At 71.1% G+C, this 18,534-nt stretch carries 18 protein-coding genes and 1 pseudogene; 6 read left to right on the top strand and 13 right to left on the bottom strand.

Going from position 1 to position 18,534, the window contains the following annotated elements; genetic code table 11:
* Positions 1–272: 272 nt before the first annotated feature.
* Complete coding sequence (locus EIL87_RS02190; RefSeq protein WP_125088397.1) at positions 273–2,945, top strand: helix-turn-helix transcriptional regulator; 2,673 nt, start codon at positions 273–275, stop codon at positions 2,943–2,945.
* Here the strand turns inward: EIL87_RS02190 and EIL87_RS02185 are convergent.
* From EIL87_RS02185 to EIL87_RS27670, 4 genes are all read right to left on the bottom strand, one after another.
* A complete protein-coding gene (locus EIL87_RS02185; RefSeq protein ID WP_125088396.1) occupies positions 2,933–4,543 on the bottom strand; it encodes a GMC family oxidoreductase in 1,611 nt (536 codons plus the stop codon). The genes EIL87_RS02190 and EIL87_RS02185 overlap by 13 nt on opposite strands.
* 192 nt (positions 4,544–4,735) lie before the next feature.
* Positions 4,736–5,485: an enoyl-CoA hydratase-related protein gene (locus tag EIL87_RS02180; protein WP_125088395.1), complete on the bottom strand. Its 750-nt coding sequence runs from the start codon at positions 5,483–5,485 to the stop codon at positions 4,736–4,738.
* Between the two features lie 12 nt (positions 5,486–5,497).
* A complete protein-coding gene (locus EIL87_RS02175; protein WP_125088394.1) occupies positions 5,498–6,013 on the bottom strand; it encodes an isochorismatase family protein in 516 nt (171 codons plus the stop codon).
* A 99-nt stretch (positions 6,014–6,112) separates the two neighbouring features.
* A complete protein-coding gene (locus EIL87_RS27670) occupies positions 6,113–6,916 on the bottom strand; it encodes an alpha/beta fold hydrolase (protein ID WP_267898792.1) in 804 nt (267 codons plus the stop codon).
* A 352-nt stretch (positions 6,917–7,268) separates the two neighbouring features.
* Between EIL87_RS27670 and EIL87_RS27665 the strand changes: the two genes are divergently transcribed.
* Positions 7,269–7,397 (top strand): hypothetical protein, encoded by a 129-nt coding sequence (locus tag EIL87_RS27665; RefSeq protein ID WP_267898789.1) that lies wholly within the window; start codon positions 7,269–7,271, stop codon positions 7,395–7,397.
* Between the two features lie 46 nt (positions 7,398–7,443).
* Here EIL87_RS27665 and EIL87_RS02160 read toward each other — a convergent pair whose 3' ends face one another.
* Positions 7,444–8,058 (bottom strand): TetR/AcrR family transcriptional regulator, encoded by a 615-nt coding sequence (locus tag EIL87_RS02160; RefSeq protein WP_199740162.1) that lies wholly within the window; start codon positions 8,056–8,058, stop codon positions 7,444–7,446.
* A gap of 64 nt (positions 8,059–8,122) precedes the next feature.
* Here EIL87_RS02160 and EIL87_RS02155 point away from each other — a divergent pair, with 64 nt between their 5' ends.
* Entirely contained in the window at positions 8,123–9,451 is a 1,329-nt protein-coding gene (locus EIL87_RS02155) for an oxygenase MpaB family protein (RefSeq protein WP_125088392.1), read from the top strand.
* A gap of 1 nt (position 9,452) precedes the next feature.
* Here the strand turns inward: EIL87_RS02155 and EIL87_RS02150 are convergent, their stop codons facing one another.
* Together EIL87_RS02150 and EIL87_RS02145 are read right to left on the bottom strand one after the other, a co-directional pair.
* Positions 9,453–10,100 (bottom strand): carboxymuconolactone decarboxylase family protein, encoded by a 648-nt coding sequence (locus tag EIL87_RS02150; protein WP_125088391.1) that lies wholly within the window; start codon positions 10,098–10,100, stop codon positions 9,453–9,455.
* Positions 10,084–10,662, bottom strand: a complete 579-nt coding sequence (locus EIL87_RS02145) for a VOC family protein (RefSeq protein WP_125088390.1) — start codon at positions 10,660–10,662, stop codon at positions 10,084–10,086. Before EIL87_RS02145 ends, EIL87_RS02150 begins: the two co-directional genes overlap by 17 nt.
* 106 nt (positions 10,663–10,768) lie before the next feature.
* On the opposite strand from EIL87_RS02145, the gene EIL87_RS02140 reads away from it, so the two are divergent.
* Positions 10,769–11,404, top strand: a complete 636-nt coding sequence (locus tag EIL87_RS02140) for a TetR/AcrR family transcriptional regulator (RefSeq protein ID WP_125088389.1) — start codon at positions 10,769–10,771, stop codon at positions 11,402–11,404.
* Between the two features lie 163 nt (positions 11,405–11,567).
* Here the strand turns inward: EIL87_RS02140 and EIL87_RS02135 are convergent, their stop codons facing one another.
* Positions 11,568–12,056, bottom strand: coding sequence for a hypothetical protein (locus EIL87_RS02135; protein WP_125088388.1), 489 nt, complete (start codon positions 12,054–12,056; stop codon positions 11,568–11,570).
* 569 nt (positions 12,057–12,625) lie between these two features.
* Here EIL87_RS02135 and EIL87_RS02130 point away from each other — a divergent pair.
* Complete coding sequence (locus EIL87_RS02130) at positions 12,626–13,528, top strand: S1C family serine protease (protein WP_199740160.1); 903 nt, start codon at positions 12,626–12,628, stop codon at positions 13,526–13,528.
* Between the two features lie 26 nt (positions 13,529–13,554).
* Here the strand turns inward: EIL87_RS02130 and EIL87_RS02125 are convergent, their stop codons facing one another.
* Complete coding sequence (locus EIL87_RS02125; RefSeq protein WP_233575951.1) at positions 13,555–14,091, bottom strand: RNA polymerase sigma factor; 537 nt, start codon at positions 14,089–14,091, stop codon at positions 13,555–13,557.
* Between the two features lie 354 nt (positions 14,092–14,445).
* Between EIL87_RS02125 and EIL87_RS26705 the strand changes: the two genes are divergently transcribed.
* The gene (locus tag EIL87_RS26705; RefSeq protein WP_158628565.1) at positions 14,446–14,754 is read left to right on the top strand and encodes a zf-HC2 domain-containing protein; all 309 of its coding nucleotides are present in this window, start codon (positions 14,446–14,448) and stop codon (positions 14,752–14,754) included.
* Positions 14,755–14,786: 32 nt separating this feature from the next.
* On the opposite strand, the gene EIL87_RS02115 is transcribed toward EIL87_RS26705, so the two are convergent.
* The 4 genes and pseudogenes from EIL87_RS02115 to EIL87_RS02100 all read right to left on the bottom strand — a co-directional run bounded on the left by EIL87_RS02115 (position 14,787) and on the right by EIL87_RS02100 (position 18,486).
* The gene (locus EIL87_RS02115; RefSeq protein ID WP_158628564.1) at positions 14,787–15,716 is read right to left on the bottom strand and encodes a VWA domain-containing protein; all 930 of its coding nucleotides are present in this window, start codon (positions 15,714–15,716) and stop codon (positions 14,787–14,789) included.
* Positions 15,713–16,660, bottom strand: coding sequence for a DUF58 domain-containing protein (locus tag EIL87_RS02110; protein WP_125088384.1), 948 nt, complete (start codon positions 16,658–16,660; stop codon positions 15,713–15,715). Before EIL87_RS02110 ends, EIL87_RS02115 begins: the two co-directional genes overlap by 4 nt.
* A pseudogene (locus EIL87_RS02105) lies at positions 16,560–17,658 on the bottom strand (AAA family ATPase). Before EIL87_RS02105 ends, EIL87_RS02110 begins: the two are co-directional and overlap by 101 nt.
* Positions 17,659–17,727: 69 nt before the next feature.
* A complete protein-coding gene (locus tag EIL87_RS02100) occupies positions 17,728–18,486 on the bottom strand; it encodes a Crp/Fnr family transcriptional regulator (protein ID WP_125088383.1) in 759 nt (252 codons plus the stop codon).
* Positions 18,487–18,534 lie beyond the last annotated feature (48 nt).

Genomic DNA, 18,534 nt, shown 5'->3' with positions numbered 1-18,534 from the left:
ACCAACCCCGTCCCGCACCCCACCCGTGCGGCCACGAGCCCGCCGATCGGCATCGGTGCCGCACGACTGACCGACGAGGTGTGAGCGGCCGGTGTCGCCTGGTGCGCGGGCTTCGGCCGGGCTGGGCTGGACGACCTCGTCGGGCCCGGGTCGGTGGCCCGCTCGTCGGCGCGGCACCACACCGTGCCGACGGCCGGCGCAGCGCACGCCGCTTAAGCTGGTCGGCGCCCGTCCGGGATGCTGGACGGGCGCCGACGCACGACGAGGTGGACGTGACACGACCAGCACAGCCGCTGATCGGGCGGACCGAGCTCGTGGCCGGTCTGGAGCAGATCCTGCGGTCGGGGCAGAACCGCTTCGTCCTGCTCAGCGGGCCGCCCGGGATCGGGAGCTCGACGCTGGCCGACCACCTCGCAGGCCGCCAGGACGTCCCGGTCCTGCGGGCCACGGCCTCGGAGTGGGAGGCCGACCGCCCCTACTCCTTGCTGGTGCAGCTCGTCCCGGAACTGCCGACCTCGAACCCGCTGGACACCGCCGCCGAACTCGTCACCCGGCTCGAACCGTGCACGGTGCTGGTGGTCCACGACGCCCAGTTCGGCGACGTGGCCTCGCTGCGCACCCTCGCCTCGGCCCAACGCCACCACCAGGACGCCGCGCTGCGCGTCTTGGCGACCGCGACCACCGGCGATCGGCGCGCCCCCGCCGAAGTCCTCGACCTGCTGCCGCGCATCGCCACCGACGCCCCCCGCGTCCCGCCGCTGGACGCAGGTCAGATCAGCGAGCTGGCCGCCGCGCACGGCGTCGCGCTGCACCCGTCGATGGCCGAACGGTTGCGCCGCCACACCCTCGGCCGCCCGCGCCCGGCCGCGCAGCTGCTCGTGGAACTCCCGCGCAGCACCTGGTCCCAGTTCGAGCCGACCTTGCCCGCACCCGCGGCGGTGCAGGCACGGGTGCGCGAGGACCTCAACGCCTGCTCGCCGGTCGCGCGCCGGTTCGCCGAGGCCGCGGCGGTCCTCGGTCCCGACGCGCCGGTCCGCAGCGTGATGTCGCTGGCCGAGCTCGACACCGAACCGCTGCCCCTGATGGACGCCACCACGGCGGCCGGGCTGGTCGCGCTGGCCCCGCGCGGGCTCACCTACGTCAGCCCACCTGACCCGATGGTGCGCGCGGCCGTGCTCACCGAGCTGGGCCCGGCGCGCCGCGCCCAGCTGCAGCGCCGCGCGTCCGAACTCGTCGACGACCCGGTCCGGTCTCTGCGGCTGCTGGTGGCCGCCAGCCCAGTGCCGGACGCCGAAGTGGCGGGACGCCTCGACGACCTCGCCCGCGAACGCGCCGCCGAAGGGGCCTGGGGCACGGCCGCCACCCTGCTCAGCGACGCGAGCAGGCTCACCGACGACCCCCAGCACCAGCAAGCCCTGATCACCCGAGCCGTGGACGCGCTCATCGGTGCGGGCGACGTCTTCCGCGCCACCGCGCTGATCCCCGAGGTCGAGAGCATCCGCGAAACCCCGCTGCGCGACGCCGTTCTCGGCTACCTCGCCCTGGTCCGGGGCAGGGCCGCCGAAGCAGGCAACCGGCTCCGCCGCGCCTGGGCGATCGTCAACACCGACCGCGAACCCGAGACCGCCGCGCTGATCTGCCAGCGCTACGTCCTCGACGCGCTGTGCCGCTACGACGGCAACGACCTCGTGCTGTGGGCCGACCGCGCGATCGAGCTGTCGGGCGCCGACACGCCGACGGCCGTGGAAGCCGCCGCCATCCGCGGCATCGGCCTGGCGGCCACCGGCAGCCCGAAGCAAGCCCAGCGCCACTACGACCACCTCACCACCCGCCTGCGCCACGGCGCGCAGTGGCAGCGCGCGACCATGGCGCGCGGGTGGATCCACCTGATCAGCGACCGGATCGACGACGCCCGCGTCGACTTCGAGAGCGCCATCCCCACCGCGCACCTCGGCGGGTCGGCCCGGATCTCGCTGTGGGCGAGGGCCTGGCTGGCGCGGGTCCAGTTCCTCACCGGGGAGTGGAACGAGGCGCTGGCGACCGTGCGCGAAGCGATGGAGGTGCAGGAGCACACCGGGATCTTGGTGACCGGCCCGCTGCTGCTGTGGACGGCCGCGGCGGTGCACGCCCCGCGCGGTGACGTCGAGGCGACCGAAGAGGTGCTCCTGCAGGGCGCCACCGGCGCCGGCGACTACCACATCATGCGCATCCCCGGCCAGCTCGCCCGCGCGCACGCGGCCGAGGCCCGCGCCGACTCCGACGGCGTGCTGCGCGCGCTGCACCCGCTGACCCGGCCGTCGCCGAGCGCGAGCACGGACGAACCGGGCCACTGGCCGTGGCAGGACATGTACGCCCACGCCCTGGTCCTGCTCGGCAGGCTGGACGAGGCCGAGGAGTTCCTCGTCCCGCACGAGAAGCTGGCCGCCAAGCGCGGCCACGCCTCCACCCGCGCCCGCCTCGCCGCGGCCCGCGGGCGGCTGCACGGCGCGCGCGGCGACGTCGCAGCGGCCTCGGGCTCGTTCGACGAAGCGCTCGAGCTGATCAGCGCGCTCCCGCTGCGCTACGACCAGGCCCGCATCAACTTCAGCTACGGCCAGACGCTGCGGCGCCTGCGCCGCCGCGCCCGCGCCGACGTCGTCCTCAGCGCCGCCCGCGACGGCTTCGCCGCCATGGGTGCCACCACCTACGTCGAGCGCTGCGACCGCGAGCTCAAAGCCGGTGGGGTGCACCGGGCCAGGCCAGAACCGACCCCGAGCAGCCTGACGCCGCAGGAGGAATCGGTCGTCCGCTTGGTGGCACGCGGGTTGTCCAACAAGGAGGTGGCGGCGGAGCTGTTCCTGTCGAGCAAGACGGTCCAGTACCACCTGACCCGCGTCTACGCCAAGCTCGGGATCCGTTCCCGCGCGGAACTCGCCGCGCGCACCAACCCCGGTCAGGACGACTGACCGTCGAGCAGGACGTCCGCGGCTCGCCAGGCGAACGCCATGACCGGGGCGTTGAGGTTGCCGGAGACCATGGTCGGGAAGGCCGAGGAGTCGACGACGCGGAGGCGCTCGACCCCGCGCACGCGCAAGCTCGGGTCGACCACGTCGTCCGAGTTCGGGCCCATCGCGCACGTCCCGATCGCGTGGTAGCCGCAGTGCCCGCGGTTCAACGCCACGTCGGCGATCTCGTCGACGTCGTCGACGTCGGTCCCGGGCAGCGTTTCACCGACGAGGTGCCGTGCGATCGGTTCCTGGGCGAAGAGCTCGCGCATCCGGCGCAAGGTGGCCGCGGTGATCTCGCGGTCGTGGCCGGTGGTGAGGAACCCCGGGTCGACGGTGAGGTCGTCGTCGGGGTCGGACGAGGTGATCGCCAACCGGCCTTCGCTGTCGGGCCGGAGCACGTAGCCGATGGCCTGCACCCCGGGTTCGTCCTCCACCTGCGCCTCCTCACCGGCGCCGTGCGGCTTGAGCGACAGCGGAGCGAGCAGGACCTGCGCGTCCGGGCGGGCCAGCCGCGGGTCGCTCTTGAGGAACCCGACTACGTCGAAGGCGGGGCCGGCCAGCGGCCCGCTCCGGGTGCGCAGGTACCGCAACGCCGTGCGCACCTGCGCCGCCGAGGAGTTCAACCGCCGGTTGTAACCGCGGTCCTCCCGCAACCGGAACTGCAGCGGCACGCAGCGGTGCTCGCGCATCCGAGCGCCGACGTTCGGGGCGTCCACGCGCGTGTCGACGCCCAGCGGGCGCAGCACCTCGCGGGGCCCGATCCCGGACCGCTGCAGCAACGCGGGGCTGCCGATGCTGCCCGCGCAGAGCACGACCTCTCGGACGCACCGGAAGTCCACAGTGGAGCCGCGGAACCGCCCCCGCACGCCCACCGCCCGGTCACCGTCGAACAGCAGGGAATCGACCGTCACACCGGTGAGGACCCGCAGGTTGGGGCGATCGCGGGCCGGGTGCAGGAACGCCCGCGCCGCGCTGACCCTCCGGCCGTGGCGGATCGTCATCGGCGAGTAGCCGATGCGTTCGGCGTCGGAATCGTTGAGGTCGTCGACCGCGCTGAGACCCGCCTCGGACCCGGCGGCGATCATGTCCTCGCACAGGGGTTCGCCGGGGGAGGCGACGCTGACCGAGAGCGGTCCGCCCGCCCCGCGGCCGGGCCCGCGGCCCAGCGAGTGGTCCTCGAGGGCGCGGAAGACCGGCAGCACCTCGTCCCAGCCCCACCCGGGGTTGCCGAGCCGCTCGAGCTCGTCGTAGTCCGCTCGGTGACCCCGGTTGTAGACCATCCCGTTGATCGAGCTGGACCCGCCGAGGACCCGTCCGCGCACCCACTTCTCGGTGCGGCGCGTCGAACCGATCGGATCGGTGGGGAAGTGCCAGGCGAAGCGGGGGTTGCCGATCAACTTGCCGAAGCCCTTGGGAACGTGCAGCAGCGGGTTGCGGTCCCGCGGGCCGGCTTCGAGCAGGAGCACGGACAGGGCCGGGTCCGCCGAGAGCCGGTTGGCGAGCACGCACCCCGCAGAACCTGCCCCGACGAGGATGATGTCGACGTCGCCGCGCATGAGACACCTCCCCAGAAAACGGTCCCGGGCAACGCGACCGGAGCCGCCGACGAGCGTCCCACGGGCGGCAGCACGGGGGAAGTCGTTTTCAGCCAGCGGTCCGCGGGACACCCGTCCAGGTGTCGGTTCCGAGGCGTTGGTCCGGGCGGGTGAGGGTGGAACGGTGCGAGCGGCGTCTTCCCGCGACAGGTCTCAGGCGCCGCTCCAGCGCGGGGAGCGCTTGTCGAGGAACGCGGCCACGCCTTCAGTGGCGTCGGCGGAAGCGCGTGCCCGGTCCTTGGCGAAGGTCGTTCGCGCCCAGTCGGTGTCGTCGTCGGCGGGGTGAGCGGCTTCGACCGCGCGCAGGGTCTCCCGCACGGCGATCGGGGCTTGTTCGGCGATCCGCTGGGCGAGCGACAGCGCTTCGGGCAATGCGCGCCCGGGCTCGGTCAGCCGGTTGACCAGCCCCAGTTCGTAGGCACGTCGGGCGGGGAGGCGTTCTCCGGTGATCAGGAGCTCCCGAGCGATGTTGAGCGGCAGCGCGCGTGGCGCGCGGAAGAGCCCGCCGCACTCGGCGATGAGCCCGAGCCCGACTTCCGGGAAGGAGAAGTGCGCGGTCTCCGAAGCCACGATCATCGACGTCGCCAGCGCGATCTCGAAGCCACCGCCGGCAGCGGCACCCTCCACCGCGGCGATCACCGGCTTGACGAGCTCACGTCCGGCGATCCCGTAGGGACCACCGCGCTCGGTGGGAGCACCGGCCCAGGCCCGGAGGTCGGTGCCCGCCGAGAAGAAGTCCTGACCGCCGGTGAGCACCGCCGCCAGCGCGGAGTCGTCGTCCTCGAAGCCGTTCAGCGCGGCGTCGAGCGCCTCGGTCATCCCGCCGTCGAAGGCGTTGCGCCGTTCAAGCCGGTCCAGCGTGATGACCTGCACCGCACCGGTGCGTTCCACGCGCACGGGCATCGAGTCCGCTCCTCACCTGATGAGCTCCAGCACCTCGCGGAAGGCGGGGTGGTCACTGTCGTGGAGCCATTCGAACACGACCATCTCCGCGGTGACGACGTCCACCCCGTGAGCGCGCAGGCGTTCCAGCGCCCGGTCGCGGTTCGACTCGACCCGGCTCCCCGCGGCGTCGGCGACCACGGCGACCTCCCGCCCGCGCTCCCGCAGCCCCAGCGCGGTCTGCAGCACGCACACGTGGGCCTCGCACCCGGCCACCACGACGGTGCCGGGCCCGGGCTCGATCCCGGCGGCGAAGGTGGTCTTGGGTTGGGCCGGCCGCGGCAGCAGCTCCGCGATCTCGGCGACGGTCGGGCCGAGGCCGCGGGGGTTCTGCTCGGTGGCGCGGACGTCCACCCCCAACCGCACCGCGGCCCGCACCAGCAGGGCGGTGTTCTCCAGCACGGCCGCGCCGCCGGTGATGGCCGGCATCAGCCGTTCCTGCAGGTCCACCACCAGCAGCACAGAAGAGCCCGAACGCAACAACGCCATGGCACGACCATAAGTCGCTGGTGAGTTCTTGGTCCGGTGGGCGGTGCGGGTGGCAGAACCCCGAGCCGACAGCACAGCTGTTCGCCGCGCCCCGCAAGATCAGGCCGTCACCTCTGCGAGGAGGGCTCGGAGGGCGGTGGCGAACTGGGCGGGGCGTTCGACCGGGCCGAGGTGTCCGCCGGGGAGTTCGGTCAGGGGGAGTCCTAGCCGGTGGGCCAGGGCGGTGGCGGTGCGGTGGGGGAGTTGACCTCGGGAGTCGATGCCGGCGGCGGGGACCAGGCGCGATTCCGCTGCGCTGAGCGCGGGCAGGTCGAGCTCGCTGGTGGTGAACGGCAGGAGGAGGTGCTCCAGGAACAGCGGTTGCAGCTCGCCGAGCAGGGGCAGCAGCTCCAGCAGGTCGGAGGTGGGCGGCTCGGGCTGGGTCTCGGCGTACCCGTCGAGCCAGTCGCCGGGGTGGCGCACCTCCGGTGAGTCCGTGCTGGGTGCCGAGGCGGTCATCGTCTCGGTCATGAGCCGGGAGGCTTCCTCGGGCCCCTGGGTGCGCGCGGCGGTCCGGACCGCTTCGAGGGCCTCCCGGTGGCGGTCGGCGTCGGGCAGCAACCCGATCACCGGGGGCTCGTGGACGACCGCCCGACCGATGCGGTCGGGGTGGTGCGCCAGCAGTGCGAGCGTGGTGATCGCACCCGCGCTGAACCCGAAGACGGTCGGCGGTTCGTCGAAGAGCGCCTCGATCAGCCCCAGCGCGTCCTCGGCGTGGTCCGCCGGGCGCTGGTCGTGGTGCTCGGCGTCCCCCGGGGCCGAAGCCAGCCGGCTCGACAGGGCGACGACGCGGTGGTGGTCTGCCAGGTGCGCGACGACCCCGTCGAGGACGCCGGCGTGGCCGCTCCCGCCAGGCAGGAGCAGCAGCGGCGGCCCATTGCCGCGTTCGCGGTAGTCGAGCGGTGTGCCGTCGATGGTGAGCGTGTCGGTGTGGATGGCGGTCTCCTGTCAGGTGCGCGGCTCCCACGAGGTCGAGGTGGGTGGGTTCCGCACCCGATGCCCACCGCGCCTGGTGCTGCGGAGGCCCTACCGAACCCCTCCCGGTGGAGCGCGATGATCGAGACAGTACCGGGTCCGCTCAACCAGCGGTGCTGATCGTCCGGGACCGCGCGGTGGTCCTCCCGACTCCTGCACGGGGGCGACGCAGAGCGCTCCCGGGGGCGGCGCGGTCGCTCAGCCGGTGCGAACCGTCCCGAGCTGGGTGCGGTGGAGGTTGGTGCTCAGCAACGCGCGCGGCGTGGACCGAGACCGCTTCTACAAGCAGATCATCGGTTACACCGCGGGAATCGTCGGCATCGGTCCCCTGCTGGCGTGGAGCTTCCTGGTCTTGCCGGCCTCCCTCTGACCCGGCTGCACCACCGGCGCCCGGCTCTCGCGCGCCGGTGGTGACGTCAGTTCGGGAGGGCGCTGGTGGGCAGCACCCAGGTCCGCACGTGCCGGACGAGGGCAATGAGCCGTTCGGTGGTGGCGTGGGTGGGATCGGCGAGGCGGCGTTGCAGCAGCTCGCGCCCGGCGGCGTGCACCATCCTCGCGGTGTACTCCGGGTCGGGGAGGTCGGGGACGGTGCGTTCGAGCTCGCGCTGGAGGAACTGCACGACGAGCTCTTCGGATTCGGCGAGCCGCTGGTGCAGCCGCGGTGGAGCGCCTTGGGGCGGGAACAGGAACAGCCGCCAGGTCGAGGGGTGTTCGTCGACCGCGTTGAGCACGCCGCAGAACGTGCTGATGAGCCGGTCGTCCTCCGGCGCTTCGGTGAGCTGCGAGGTGGCCTTCGCGAACTGGATCCCAGCGCGCTCGGACTCGCGGTCGACGAGCGCGACGAGGACTCCGGCCAGATCGCCGAAGAGCTGGTAGAGCACCGGGCGGGTGACGCCGGCGGCCTCCGCGACGCGGTTCGGCGTCGCCGCGTGGAAGCCTTCCTCGTCGACGATCCGGTGGGTGACGTCGAGGATCTGCTCGCGGCGGTCGACGGCGCTCATCCGCTTGCGCGTGCTGGGGGATCCGGTCACTCTTGACACTCTAACTTACAACCTGTCAGCCTGGAACCTACAGGTTGAAAGTTGAGGTGTCCGGATGGCGCTCCACTACCCTGAGCTCGCTCAACGGGCCGTCTCTCAGCGGGAACGGCAGCCCGACCTCTACGGTTCGATCGACTTCGACAGCACCCCGCACCGGTTCACCACCGACCCGCAGGCGAAGTCCGACCTGCCCAGCTGGGTGGGTGATCGCGAGTCCGTGCTCGCGAACGAGCGGGCCGTGGAGCTGATCCGGACCACCACCATGCTCGGTGACGTGGTCGCCGACCCCTACGCGGCGTTGTCCCAGCAGCACGGCGTCAAGGGCCTGATCGGCATGCTGCAGCAGGCGTGCCGGGAGGGCGTCGATTCCGTGCCCGACGCCCCCGACGAGCTGCGCGCCCTCATCGCGGCCATGGAGAACACGCCGGACTGGCTCGACATGGAGCTCGTCGAGGAAGGTGCGCGCCAGCTGCGCATCGGTGCCGCGTTCCTGTCGCCCTACATCACGCGCGGAGCGTTCCTGGCGACCTTCATCAACACCTACGCGGCCTTGCCGATGGTGCTGACCGGCGCGCTCACCGGCCGGCGCGCCGCTCGACGCGTCAACGAGACCGCCAACTTCTTCACCGTCACGACGCTGCCGGGTGCGTTGGGCCGCTACGGCGAGGGGTTCCAAGCCGCGGCCATGGTGCGGCTGATGCACTCGATGGTCCGCTGCAACGCGCTCAGCAGCCCCGAGGGCTGGGACCCGGCGGTCTACGGCGTGCCGGTGCCGCAGGCCGACCAGATGCCCGCCGGTCTGATCAACATGTACCTGGCGGCCATGATGGCCACCGGATCCGGGCGCAGTGAGTTCTCCGCGCGCGAGCGCGCGATGCTGGAGGTGAGCCGGTACCGGTGCTTCCTGCTCGGCTTGCCCGAAGAGCTGCTGCCCACCACGGCGTCCGGCATCGTGGATCTCTTCCACGCGCGCGCGGCGACGCTGCGCCGCGGGTTCGACGACGCGACCTGCGGTGAGCTGGTCCGCTCGACCATGTCCGCCGATCTCCGTCCCGGCCGGTCGTTGCTCGACCAGGCCGCGGAGCTCGTGGAGCGCAGCTGGAGCAAAGCGCTGTTCCTCGGCATCTGCGGCGGCGACCTCAAGCGGGCCGAAGCCATGAGCGTCCCGTTCGGGTTCGTCGACCTCGCCTGCGTGGCGGCCACGGCCCCGTTCGTCCTGGGCCGTTTCTTCACCATGGCTGTCGCCGCCGAGCAACCGGTCCTGCGCAAGCTCGCCGACGAGTACACCACCCGCGTCGTCAAGCAGCGCCTCGCCGAGTACGGCAATCCCGAGTACGCGACCGATGCCGCGACCTACCGCCGGGTGACCGAGGCGGCCACCTGAATCAGGCTCCCGCACCTCCGGTGAGGTCGGCGGCGATGTCGCGGTTCCCGCTGCCCTCCGGTGCGGCGACCTCGACGACCGGGTCCGCCCGGTCGTCGAACTCCAGCCGCAGTGCCTTGGCGATCGTGGCGTGCATGTCGTACACGCAGGTGATGTAGGTCAGCTGCAGGACCTCCGGCTCGCCGAGGTGCTCGCCGAGCGCGGCGAAGACGGGGTCGGGGACCCGGCCGCCGTCGAGCACCAGGGCGTCGGTGTAGGCGAGCACTGCGCGCTCGGGCGCGGTGTAGCAGTCGGCGAGCTGCCAGGCGGGGAGAGCGGTGATCTTCTCCTCCGGCACGCCGAGCGCGCGCAGCTGCTTGCAGTGCTGGGAGAAGACGAACTGGCTGCCCCGCGCCCAACCGGCGCGGCACTGGCCGAGCTCGCGCAGCACCGGGTCGAGGCTCGCGTTCCGGTACAACGCGAACCCGCGGACGGCGTGGCGGAAGACCTCCGGGCACTGCGCGAACACGGTCCACCAGTCGCCGGGTGAGCCGGTCGCGGTGCCGTGGTCAACCGCGGGGTCGCGGTCCGGTCCGAAGAGCCGGTCGTAGAAGAACAGGACCCGCTCGTCGGTGACCTCGGCGCGCGGGACCTCACGCAGGCGCGGCATTGCGCTCTCCCACGGTCCGGTCGGCGGCGGTCTTGGGCGTGTGGGAGACGTCGGCGTCGGTGAACTGGCGGGTCCAGCACGCGAATTCGAGCAGGATGCCGTCCGGGTCCTGGAAGTAGAAGGAGCGCACGAACACGCCGTCGTGCATCTCCCGTGCCACGGTCGACGGGCTGTCGTCGTGGTTGAGGACCGGGCTCACGGCCACGCCCTTGGCCTGCAGCCGCTCCCGGTACTCCTCGAAGTGCTCCACCGGGACGTGGAAGGCCACGTGGTTCATCGACCCGACCGCGCTGAGCAGTTCGCCCTCACCGGGCCGGGAAGCCGGCGCCGAGATGCCGGGTGCCGCATCGGGGGCGTCGGGGAACCAGAAGAACGCCACGCAGTCGCCACCACCGCAGTCGAAGAAGAAGTGCTGGCCGGAACCGCCTGGGAGGTCGATGGTCTTGATCAGCGGCATGCCCAGCACGCCGCTGTAGAAGTCGATGGTGCGCTGCATGTCCGACGAGACGAGCGCCAGGTGGTTGATGCCGCCGAGCTGGAACTCCGGGTTGGTCGTCGTCATCGACGCCTCCGATGGCTGACTTGACAGTCATGTCAACTTGTGCGGAATATGAGATCATCATCCGGTGCACCCGGGGTTGTCAAGGTCCGCGAGGGGGATCGAGGGCATGCCGGAGGGAGCGGGTTCCACCGAGCGAGGCGGACGTCCGCCGTTGACCGAGCGCGGCGCGCGCACCCGCGAGAAGCTCATCGCCGCAGCGCGGGAGGTCTTCGAGGAGCGGGGTTTCCTGGACACCCGGATCGCGCACATCGCTCGTCGAGCCGAGGTCGCCTACGGTTCCTTCTACACCTACTTCCCGTCCAAGGAAGCGGTGTTCTTCGAAGTCGCCGACCGGTTGTTCGCCGAGATGACCTCGCGCGCCGACGGACCGGGGGCCGGGGCGTCACCCGCGGAGCGCATCCGCCACGCCAACCGCGCCTACTGCGAGGCCTACCTGCGCAACGCCAAGATGATGGCCATCGTCGAGCAGGTCGCCACGTTCAACGAGGAGTTCCAGGAGCTGCGCCGCGAGCACCGGGCCACCTCGATCGCGCGGACCGCCCACGCCCTCCGACGCTGGCAACGCGACGGGCTGGTGCCCGACGACGTGGACCCCGAGCTGACCGCGCGCGCCCTGGCGGCGATGATCGACCACTCCCTCTACCTGTGGATCGTCCAAGGTGACGACCCACCGGCTGCCGAGCGGCTCCTCGACACGCTTGACACCCTCACCCGCCGGGCGCTCGCCCTCCCCGCGGAGTAGTCGCCGCCCACGTTCTCCCGCGGTCGCGAGATCTCCCGATCTGGCCCTTCGTCGGGGGTTCTCGGCCAGCAACGACGTCGGCGTCGGGTTCACCCCAGGTGCAACCCCAGCCGAACACCGTGACGTGGGTGGACACCGGTAGTCTGCTGTGAAGATCTCCTGCTCAGCACCCGTCGTCGAGAATTCCTCGCTCGCACAGGTGCTGACGTTGGACTTCGCCGGACGTGGGTTCCTGGCCGCACGCCGTTCCGCACTGCAGGTAGCCGGGCAGCCGGTCGTGCTCCTCGTAGCTGTAGGGGTAGCCCGATTCCTGCCTGTACTCCTGGAAGTCCTCCTCCGAGCCCGTTCCCGAGCCCTCTCCCGCGGGAGAGGGGTCTTCGGCGTCCGGGTCGGTGGCCCCCTCGGAAGAGGGTGAGTCCTCGGTCGCCGCACCGGTGTTCGGACCGCTGGGCGGAAGTTCTTGCCGCGGCGGCTGTTCGGGCGAGGGCTCGGCAGGGGCCGAGGGCGGAGGCTGCGGAGTGAGCGCGCTCGTCGACGGTGGCGCGGGTGCGGGGGTCGCGGGCGGGCCTGGTGCGCGCGCCGAGTCGCAGGCCGTGGCCGCGATCAAGGCGGCTGCGAACCCCAGTGCGGCCGTGGTGGTGCGAGCAGCCATCGAACTCCCCCCAGGGTCAGGCGTGGCGGCGGGCGTCCAGTCGAGCAACCGGGCGCGCCGTCGCGGCAGAGCACGTGGACTCTGGTCGATTCACGAGTTCCGGCGCCGGAACGTGCTTTTCCCACGGCCAGGGGGCTGATGCCCAACCTCAGGCGTGTGATGTGCTCCCGGGTGCCACCGCGGACGACGTCGGCGGACCGGATTGCTACCGTGTTGGGAAATGCCCGTCGCGAGAGGTGTCTCGTTGCTGGGTGCCCCACCCGGCAGCACACTCGGTGACGGAGTTGACGGGTGGACCTCCCTGGGAGCACGTCACTTCCACCACTCCCGCACCAAACAGCCCGGTAGCACCGAGCCTTTCGCGTAGGGTGGCCGAGAAGAGCCGGAGATGGGGACTGAGGATCTTCACCTGAACGGGGGCTGATTTTCGGGTAATAAGGCCCTGTCCAGGCGTGGAGTGATTCACGGAACGTAGCAGCTTCTGGCGATCTTCCGCGCTGATGCGGAGACTCAGGGCCATGGAGCAAGCACCGACTAACACTCCGTACACACCCTCCCAGTACCGGCGAGTGCGGAACGACAGCCCGTGGAGCTACGACCCTTGGGGTACGACCGAGCCCGCGGAGACCGCCGACGCCGCCGAAGCGACGCCCGAGGAAGAAGCCCGGGGCTCGTTGCTGCACGGTCTGGGCGAGCGTTTCAGGCGCCTGCCGCGTCCCCGCCTCCCGGAGCGCACCGAGCCGAAGAAGACCACCTCCGGCAAGAAGCGCGGCGTGACCGCTGTCGTGCTCGGCGCCGCGTTGCTGAGCAGCGGAGCCACGGCCGGAGCCACCTACGGGCTCGTCTCCCAGGTCTCACAGCCCGCAGCGTCCCCGCAGGCGACCGCATCCGCGGTGCAGCCCAGCGTCGTGTCCCTGAACATCACGAGCCCGCAGGGCAAGAGCACCGGTAGCGGTGTCGTCGTCGACGAGGGCGGGCGCATCCTCACCAACCACCACGTGGTGGAGAAGGCCGGCGGCGGACCCGTCACCGTGACCTTCAACGACGGCAAGAAGGCGCAGGCGCGCGTCGTCGAGCAGGACCCCGGACGCGACCTCGCCGTGGTCCAGGCGGAGGGCGTGCGGGACCTGCAGCCGGCGAAGCTCGCCTACGGGTCCGAACTCGAGGTCGGCCAGCAGGTCATCGCGGTCGGTTCACCGCTGGGCTTGCCCGGTACGGTGACCAGCGGGATCGTCAGCGCGATGCACCGCAGCGTCCCCACGGGCAAGGGGGCCGGACTGGGCGATGCGATCCAGACGGACGCGGCGATCAACCCCGGCAACTCGGGCGGCCCGCTGGTCAACATGGACGGTGAGGTCATCGGCATCAACACGGCGGTGGCCAGCGGCAAGAACGGGTCCGAAGCCGCGGGCCTCGGGTTCACGGTTCCGATCGACCAGGCGCGTCCCCTGGTGGACGGCCCCGTGCGGTGATGCGGTGACCGCTCCGGCGCGGCGGATCAACGCCCGTGCCGGTGCGGGCCGATGCCCTGGTCGACCAGGTGCTCCCGGATCTGCTTGCGGGCGCGGTGCAGGCGGCTGACGACGGTCCCGATGGGGACGTCGAGCGCCATCGCGGCTTCCGCGTAGGACAGGCCCTCGATGTCGACGAGGTCGATCACCTTCTTGTTCGGCTGTCGGAGCATGCCGAGGGCCTGCTCAACGGCGTCGTCGAAGGACTCGTCCACGACGACGCTCTCCGGGGTGCCGTGCGGGGCGGGATCGCTCATCCCCTCATCGCGATCAGCGGGACCGAACATCAGCAGGGGACTGCGCCGGCGGAGCCTGCTGACGTGGGTGTTGTGCAAGATGCGCAGCAACCACGCGCGCGGGTAGAACCCGTCGAACCCGGTGATTCCGCGGTAAGCCCGCAACAACGTGTCCTGGACCAAATCCTCCGCGTCGGCGGGCTGGTCGGTGAGCGACCGCGCCACTCGCAGCAGCAGAGGGATCTCCGGGACGACGTACCGGTCGAACATCTGCTGCTTCTCGACCACGGAGAAAGTGTCGGACCTTTCCACTGCCTCGACACCCCCTTCTGCGTGGAAGACGCCTGCTTCAACGTGACGGGCAGGGAATTCCGCGACCGCGCAGAACTGCAGCCCTCACCACGCCCGTGAACCCGTGCGCTTGCCTTCCATCCGGTGCCAGTCGTGTTCTTCGTGTTCTCAGGAGCAATCCGGCTTACTCCTGAAGGATCCCGGGTATCCGAGAGGACACAAAGGGCACAAAGTCACACCCGCGGATGTGGAGGATTGGCACGCGGTGGTGGTGAAAGGGTTGAGAATTGCGGTGTAGACTGGGAATTGTCTGCACCCACGTGTGGTGGACTGCCGGGAAGGTGGTGTGCGGTGAAGGCGTGGTTCGAGCCCCTGCGACGCAACCAGCGGTCCCAGAAGTGGGCGCAGCGCGCCAGGTACGAGCGCCAGAGGCAGTGCTTCGAGGCGCTTTCCCTGCTCCAGCGCTACATCGACCGCGAGTTGGACCCCGACGAGGCCGAGGCCTTCGAGAAGCACCTCGAAGCGTGCCGGGCCTGTGGGACAGAATTGCGGGTGTACCTCGACATCAAGAGCAGCCTCGCCGAACGCAGGGGGAAGTCCGACCAGGACGCGGCATCGAGGTTGCGGCAATTCGCGATGCGGTTGCGCGAGCAGGAATGAGGGTTTGCCGACGATCACGGCATCCTCGACGATCACGGCATCCTGGCGAACCACAGCATCGACAGCGCACCGGCCGCCGCCATCGCGACGAGCGCGGACAGGAAGAACCAGCGGCTGATGTCGACGGGCACGATGGGCGGCGACACGGTCTCACCGATGTTGCTGTAGATGGCCTGCAGCTCCCGCTCGGTGGCAGCGGTGAACGTCAGTCCTCCGGTTTCGCGCGCCAGGCGCTCGAGCTCCCGCGTGTCGAGCGGAACGGCCACCGGCCCCCGGGAGAGCTGGACGTTGCCTGCCGGCGTGCCGACCGCGATCGTCGACACCGGCACGCGCGCCGCGCGAGCCGCCTCGATCGCCGCTTCGGGAGGTGGGCCGGTGTTGCTCAGGCCGTCGGAGAGCACGATGATCCCCGCGGCGCTGCCGCCGGCGGTGCGCACCGTGTTCAGCGAGGTCAGGATGGCCTGACTCAACGAGGTGTTGGACTGGAACTGCAACCGCCCGAGCGCGTCGACGACCGCCTGGTGGTCCCGGGTGGGTGGCACGTCGACGTTGGCGGACGCGGCGAAGCTGACCAGCCCGACCTGGGTGTCCTGGGGCACCGATTCCAGGAAGTCGCGGACCGCGGTCTTCATGGCGTCGGACCGGCTCGGCGGCACGTCGTTGGCGAGCATCGACGGTGAGACGTCCACGGCCAGCACCACGGTGCTGCTGCGCGAGGGGTCCGGCATCCGCACGGTGGGGCCCGCCAGGCCCAGCACCAGGATCAGCGTCGCGAGCAGCAGCAGAGCCGGCGGGAGGTGCCTGCGCCAGGAGGGGCGGCGAGGCATCACCGAGGACAGCAGCTCCAGGTTGGTCAGAGTGACCGTGTAGCGGACCCTCCTGCGCTGGACGAGGACGTAGACCACCGCCAGCGCGGGGACGAGCAGCAGAAGCCACAACCACGCCGGGGATGCGAAGCTCAACCCACCCATGATGACCGCCGATAGCCAGTTTGCCGGTGCTTGCGGAGCCGGAAGAACTGCACCAGCTGCCCGATCCAGTCCTCGTCGGTGCGCAGCCGCAGGTGTTCGGCCCCGGCGTTGCGGATGATGTGAGCGATGCGTTCCCGCTGGTGGCGGGCCGCTTCCTCGTACCGCTCGCGCAGAGCGCTGTCGAGCGTGTCGACGGTCAGCCGCGCGCCGGTCTCGGGGTCTTCGACGACCAGCGATCCGACGGCGGGGAGCCGCAGTTCCAGCGGGTCGACCAGCTCGACCGCCACGACCGTGTGCCGCTGGGACAGCCGGTGCAGGTCGTTGGCCCACCCCGGCTCGACCAGGAAGTCGGAGATGACCGCGACGAACCCGCGGCGGGGTGCCACGGTCCCGACCTGGCTCAGCGCGGGGCTGAGGTCGGTGCGGCCGCCGGGCGGGTCGGGGCGGGGTTCGCGGGTGTTGATCGTCGCGATGCGGTGCAGGACCGCCTGCAGGTGGGTCTTCCCGGAGCGCAGCGGCCAGACCTCGGTCTCCCCGTCGACCAGCAGCACCGCGCCGACCCGGTTGGCCAGCCAGGTCGCGGCGAAGCCGAACGCGGCCGTGGCGAACAGCGCCAGCTCCCGCTTCTCACCGCCCCTGGTGCCGAAGGACTGGCTCGCCGACAGGTCGACGACGATCCACACGTCGAGCTCGTGGTCGCGGATCGGGTCCCGGACGTGGGTGTGCAAGGTGCGGGCGGTGAGGTTCCAGTCGATCATGCGCACGTCGTCGCCCGGCACGTAGGGACGTCCCTCGCCGGCCTCGTTGCCCGGACCCGGGAAGAACCCCTGGTAGTCACCGTGCACGGCACCGGCGAGCCGCTGGTTGATCAGCAGCTCCAGCTGAGCCAGGACGCGGCGCGTGGCCGGTTGCTCGTGGTGGGCCCGCCGCGCCATCAGGACCGACCCCACAGCGAGGACCGGGTCTTGGCCGGCCGGGGCTGGTGCACCCGGTCGAGCAGCTTGGTGACGATGTCGTCGGCGGTGACGCCGTCGGCCAAGGCCTCGTAGGTCAGCACCAGCCGGTGCCGCAGCACCGCGGGCGCGAGGTGGTGCACGTCCTCGGGGACCGCGTAACCGCGGCCGTGGATGAGCGCGAACGCTCGGGCCGCGGCGATCAGGCCGAGGCTGGCCCGCGGGCTCGCCCCGACCGCGAGGTACGGGGCGATGTCGCTGAACCCGAGCTCGTTGGGCGTGCGGGTGGCCATCACCAGCGCCACCGCGTACTCCATCACCAGCGGGTCGACGTAGACCTGGCTGGCCGACTCCTGCAGCTGGGTGAGCTTCTCGGCGTCGAGGACCTGCTTGGGCTTCGGCGCCCCGGTGCTCATCCGCCGCACGATCTCCAGCTCGTCGCCGGCCTGCGGGTAGTTGATGAGGACCTTGACGAGGAAGCGGTCGCGCTGCGCTTCGGGCAGCGGGTAGACGCCCTCGGTCTCGATCGGGTTCTGCGTGGCCATCACCAGGAACGGGCGCGGCATCGCCCAGGTCTGCCCGCCGATGCTGACCTGGCGCTCGGCCATGACCTCCAGCATCGCCGACTGCACCTTCGCCGGCGCGCGGTTGATCTCGTCGGCGAGCACGAAGTTGGTGAACACCGGGCCCAGCTCGATGTCGAACTCCTCGCGGGAAGCTCGGTAGATGCGGGTGCCGACGATGTCGGAGGGAACGAGGTCGGGCGTGAACTGGATCCGGGTGAAGTCCACGTCGACGGCCTCGGCCAGCGTTTTGATGGTCAGCGTCTTGGCGACGCCGGGCAGACCTTCGAGCAGGCAGTGCCCACCGGCGAGCAGGCACACGACGATCTCCTCGGTCTCCTGCTCGTGGCCGACGATGACCTTCTTGAGCTCCCAGAGCAGACCCCGCATCACCTCACCCTCGCGGTGGCGGAGCATCTCGGACTCGTCGCCCAGGTTCCACGCCGTGTTCTCGTTCATCGGTCGAACTCCCGCCTGGTTCGGATCTCAGGTGTGGCTCCCCGTCGAGTAGCCGAGCGCGGCGCGGGCCAGCGCGTTGCGGTCGCGCAACCGCATGTGCCCGTACCCGCTCTCGACGATGTCGTGCTGGACGAGGTGGCTGACCACCCGGCTGACGCTGGTGCGCTGCACACCGAGCAGTTCAGCGATCATCTGGTGGGTCAGCCGCGTCACGTCGGAATCGGCGAACTCGTGCAGCAGCAGGGACGAGATCTGCGCCCTGAGATCTCCTGCCAGCATGTCCAGGAGCCTGCGTTCGTAACCGGCCATCCGGCACGCCATCGCATCGGTCCACCGCAAGGCGAACTCCGGGTACCGCTGGATCAGCCACCGGAACTCGTCGCCGGGTATGCGGATGATGTCGGTGTCGAGCAGGGCGGTCGCTTCCTTTTCCGCACGGGTCTCGGTCATCACTTCGACGTCACCGACGATCCCGCTGTCGCGCAGCAGCATCAGCGTCGCGGATCCCGGACTGCGCAGTGCGACGAGTCCTCGCTCGATGAGGGAGACCGCCCGCACGTTCGCTCCCACGCCGTAGATCCGGTCGCCGGGTGAGAGGCTGTACCGCCGCAGGTTGGGCGCGAGCACCCGGAGCGCGTTGCGCAGCTGCTGGTCGATGAACGAGCGGGTTCCGGTCAAGGGATCCCGGTGGAGCACCGGGGAAGCGGAGCCCGGCCCCGTCGTCGGGTCGTTCGGGTCCGGCGGCGGGACCGGTTCGCCGGTGGCGCGCGACGGTGTCTCCGACATCGTTGCGCCTCCTCAGCTCGTGGAGTGTGCCTCGCCACGGGATCGTGG

Origin of the sequence: Saccharopolyspora rhizosphaerae (assembly GCF_003931915.1) — a bacterium.
Taxonomy (GTDB): domain Bacteria; phylum Actinomycetota; class Actinomycetes; order Mycobacteriales; family Pseudonocardiaceae; genus Saccharopolyspora; species Saccharopolyspora rhizosphaerae.
Note: the sequence above shows the minus strand (reverse complement) of the source record. Positions and strands in the feature narration are given on the sequence as shown.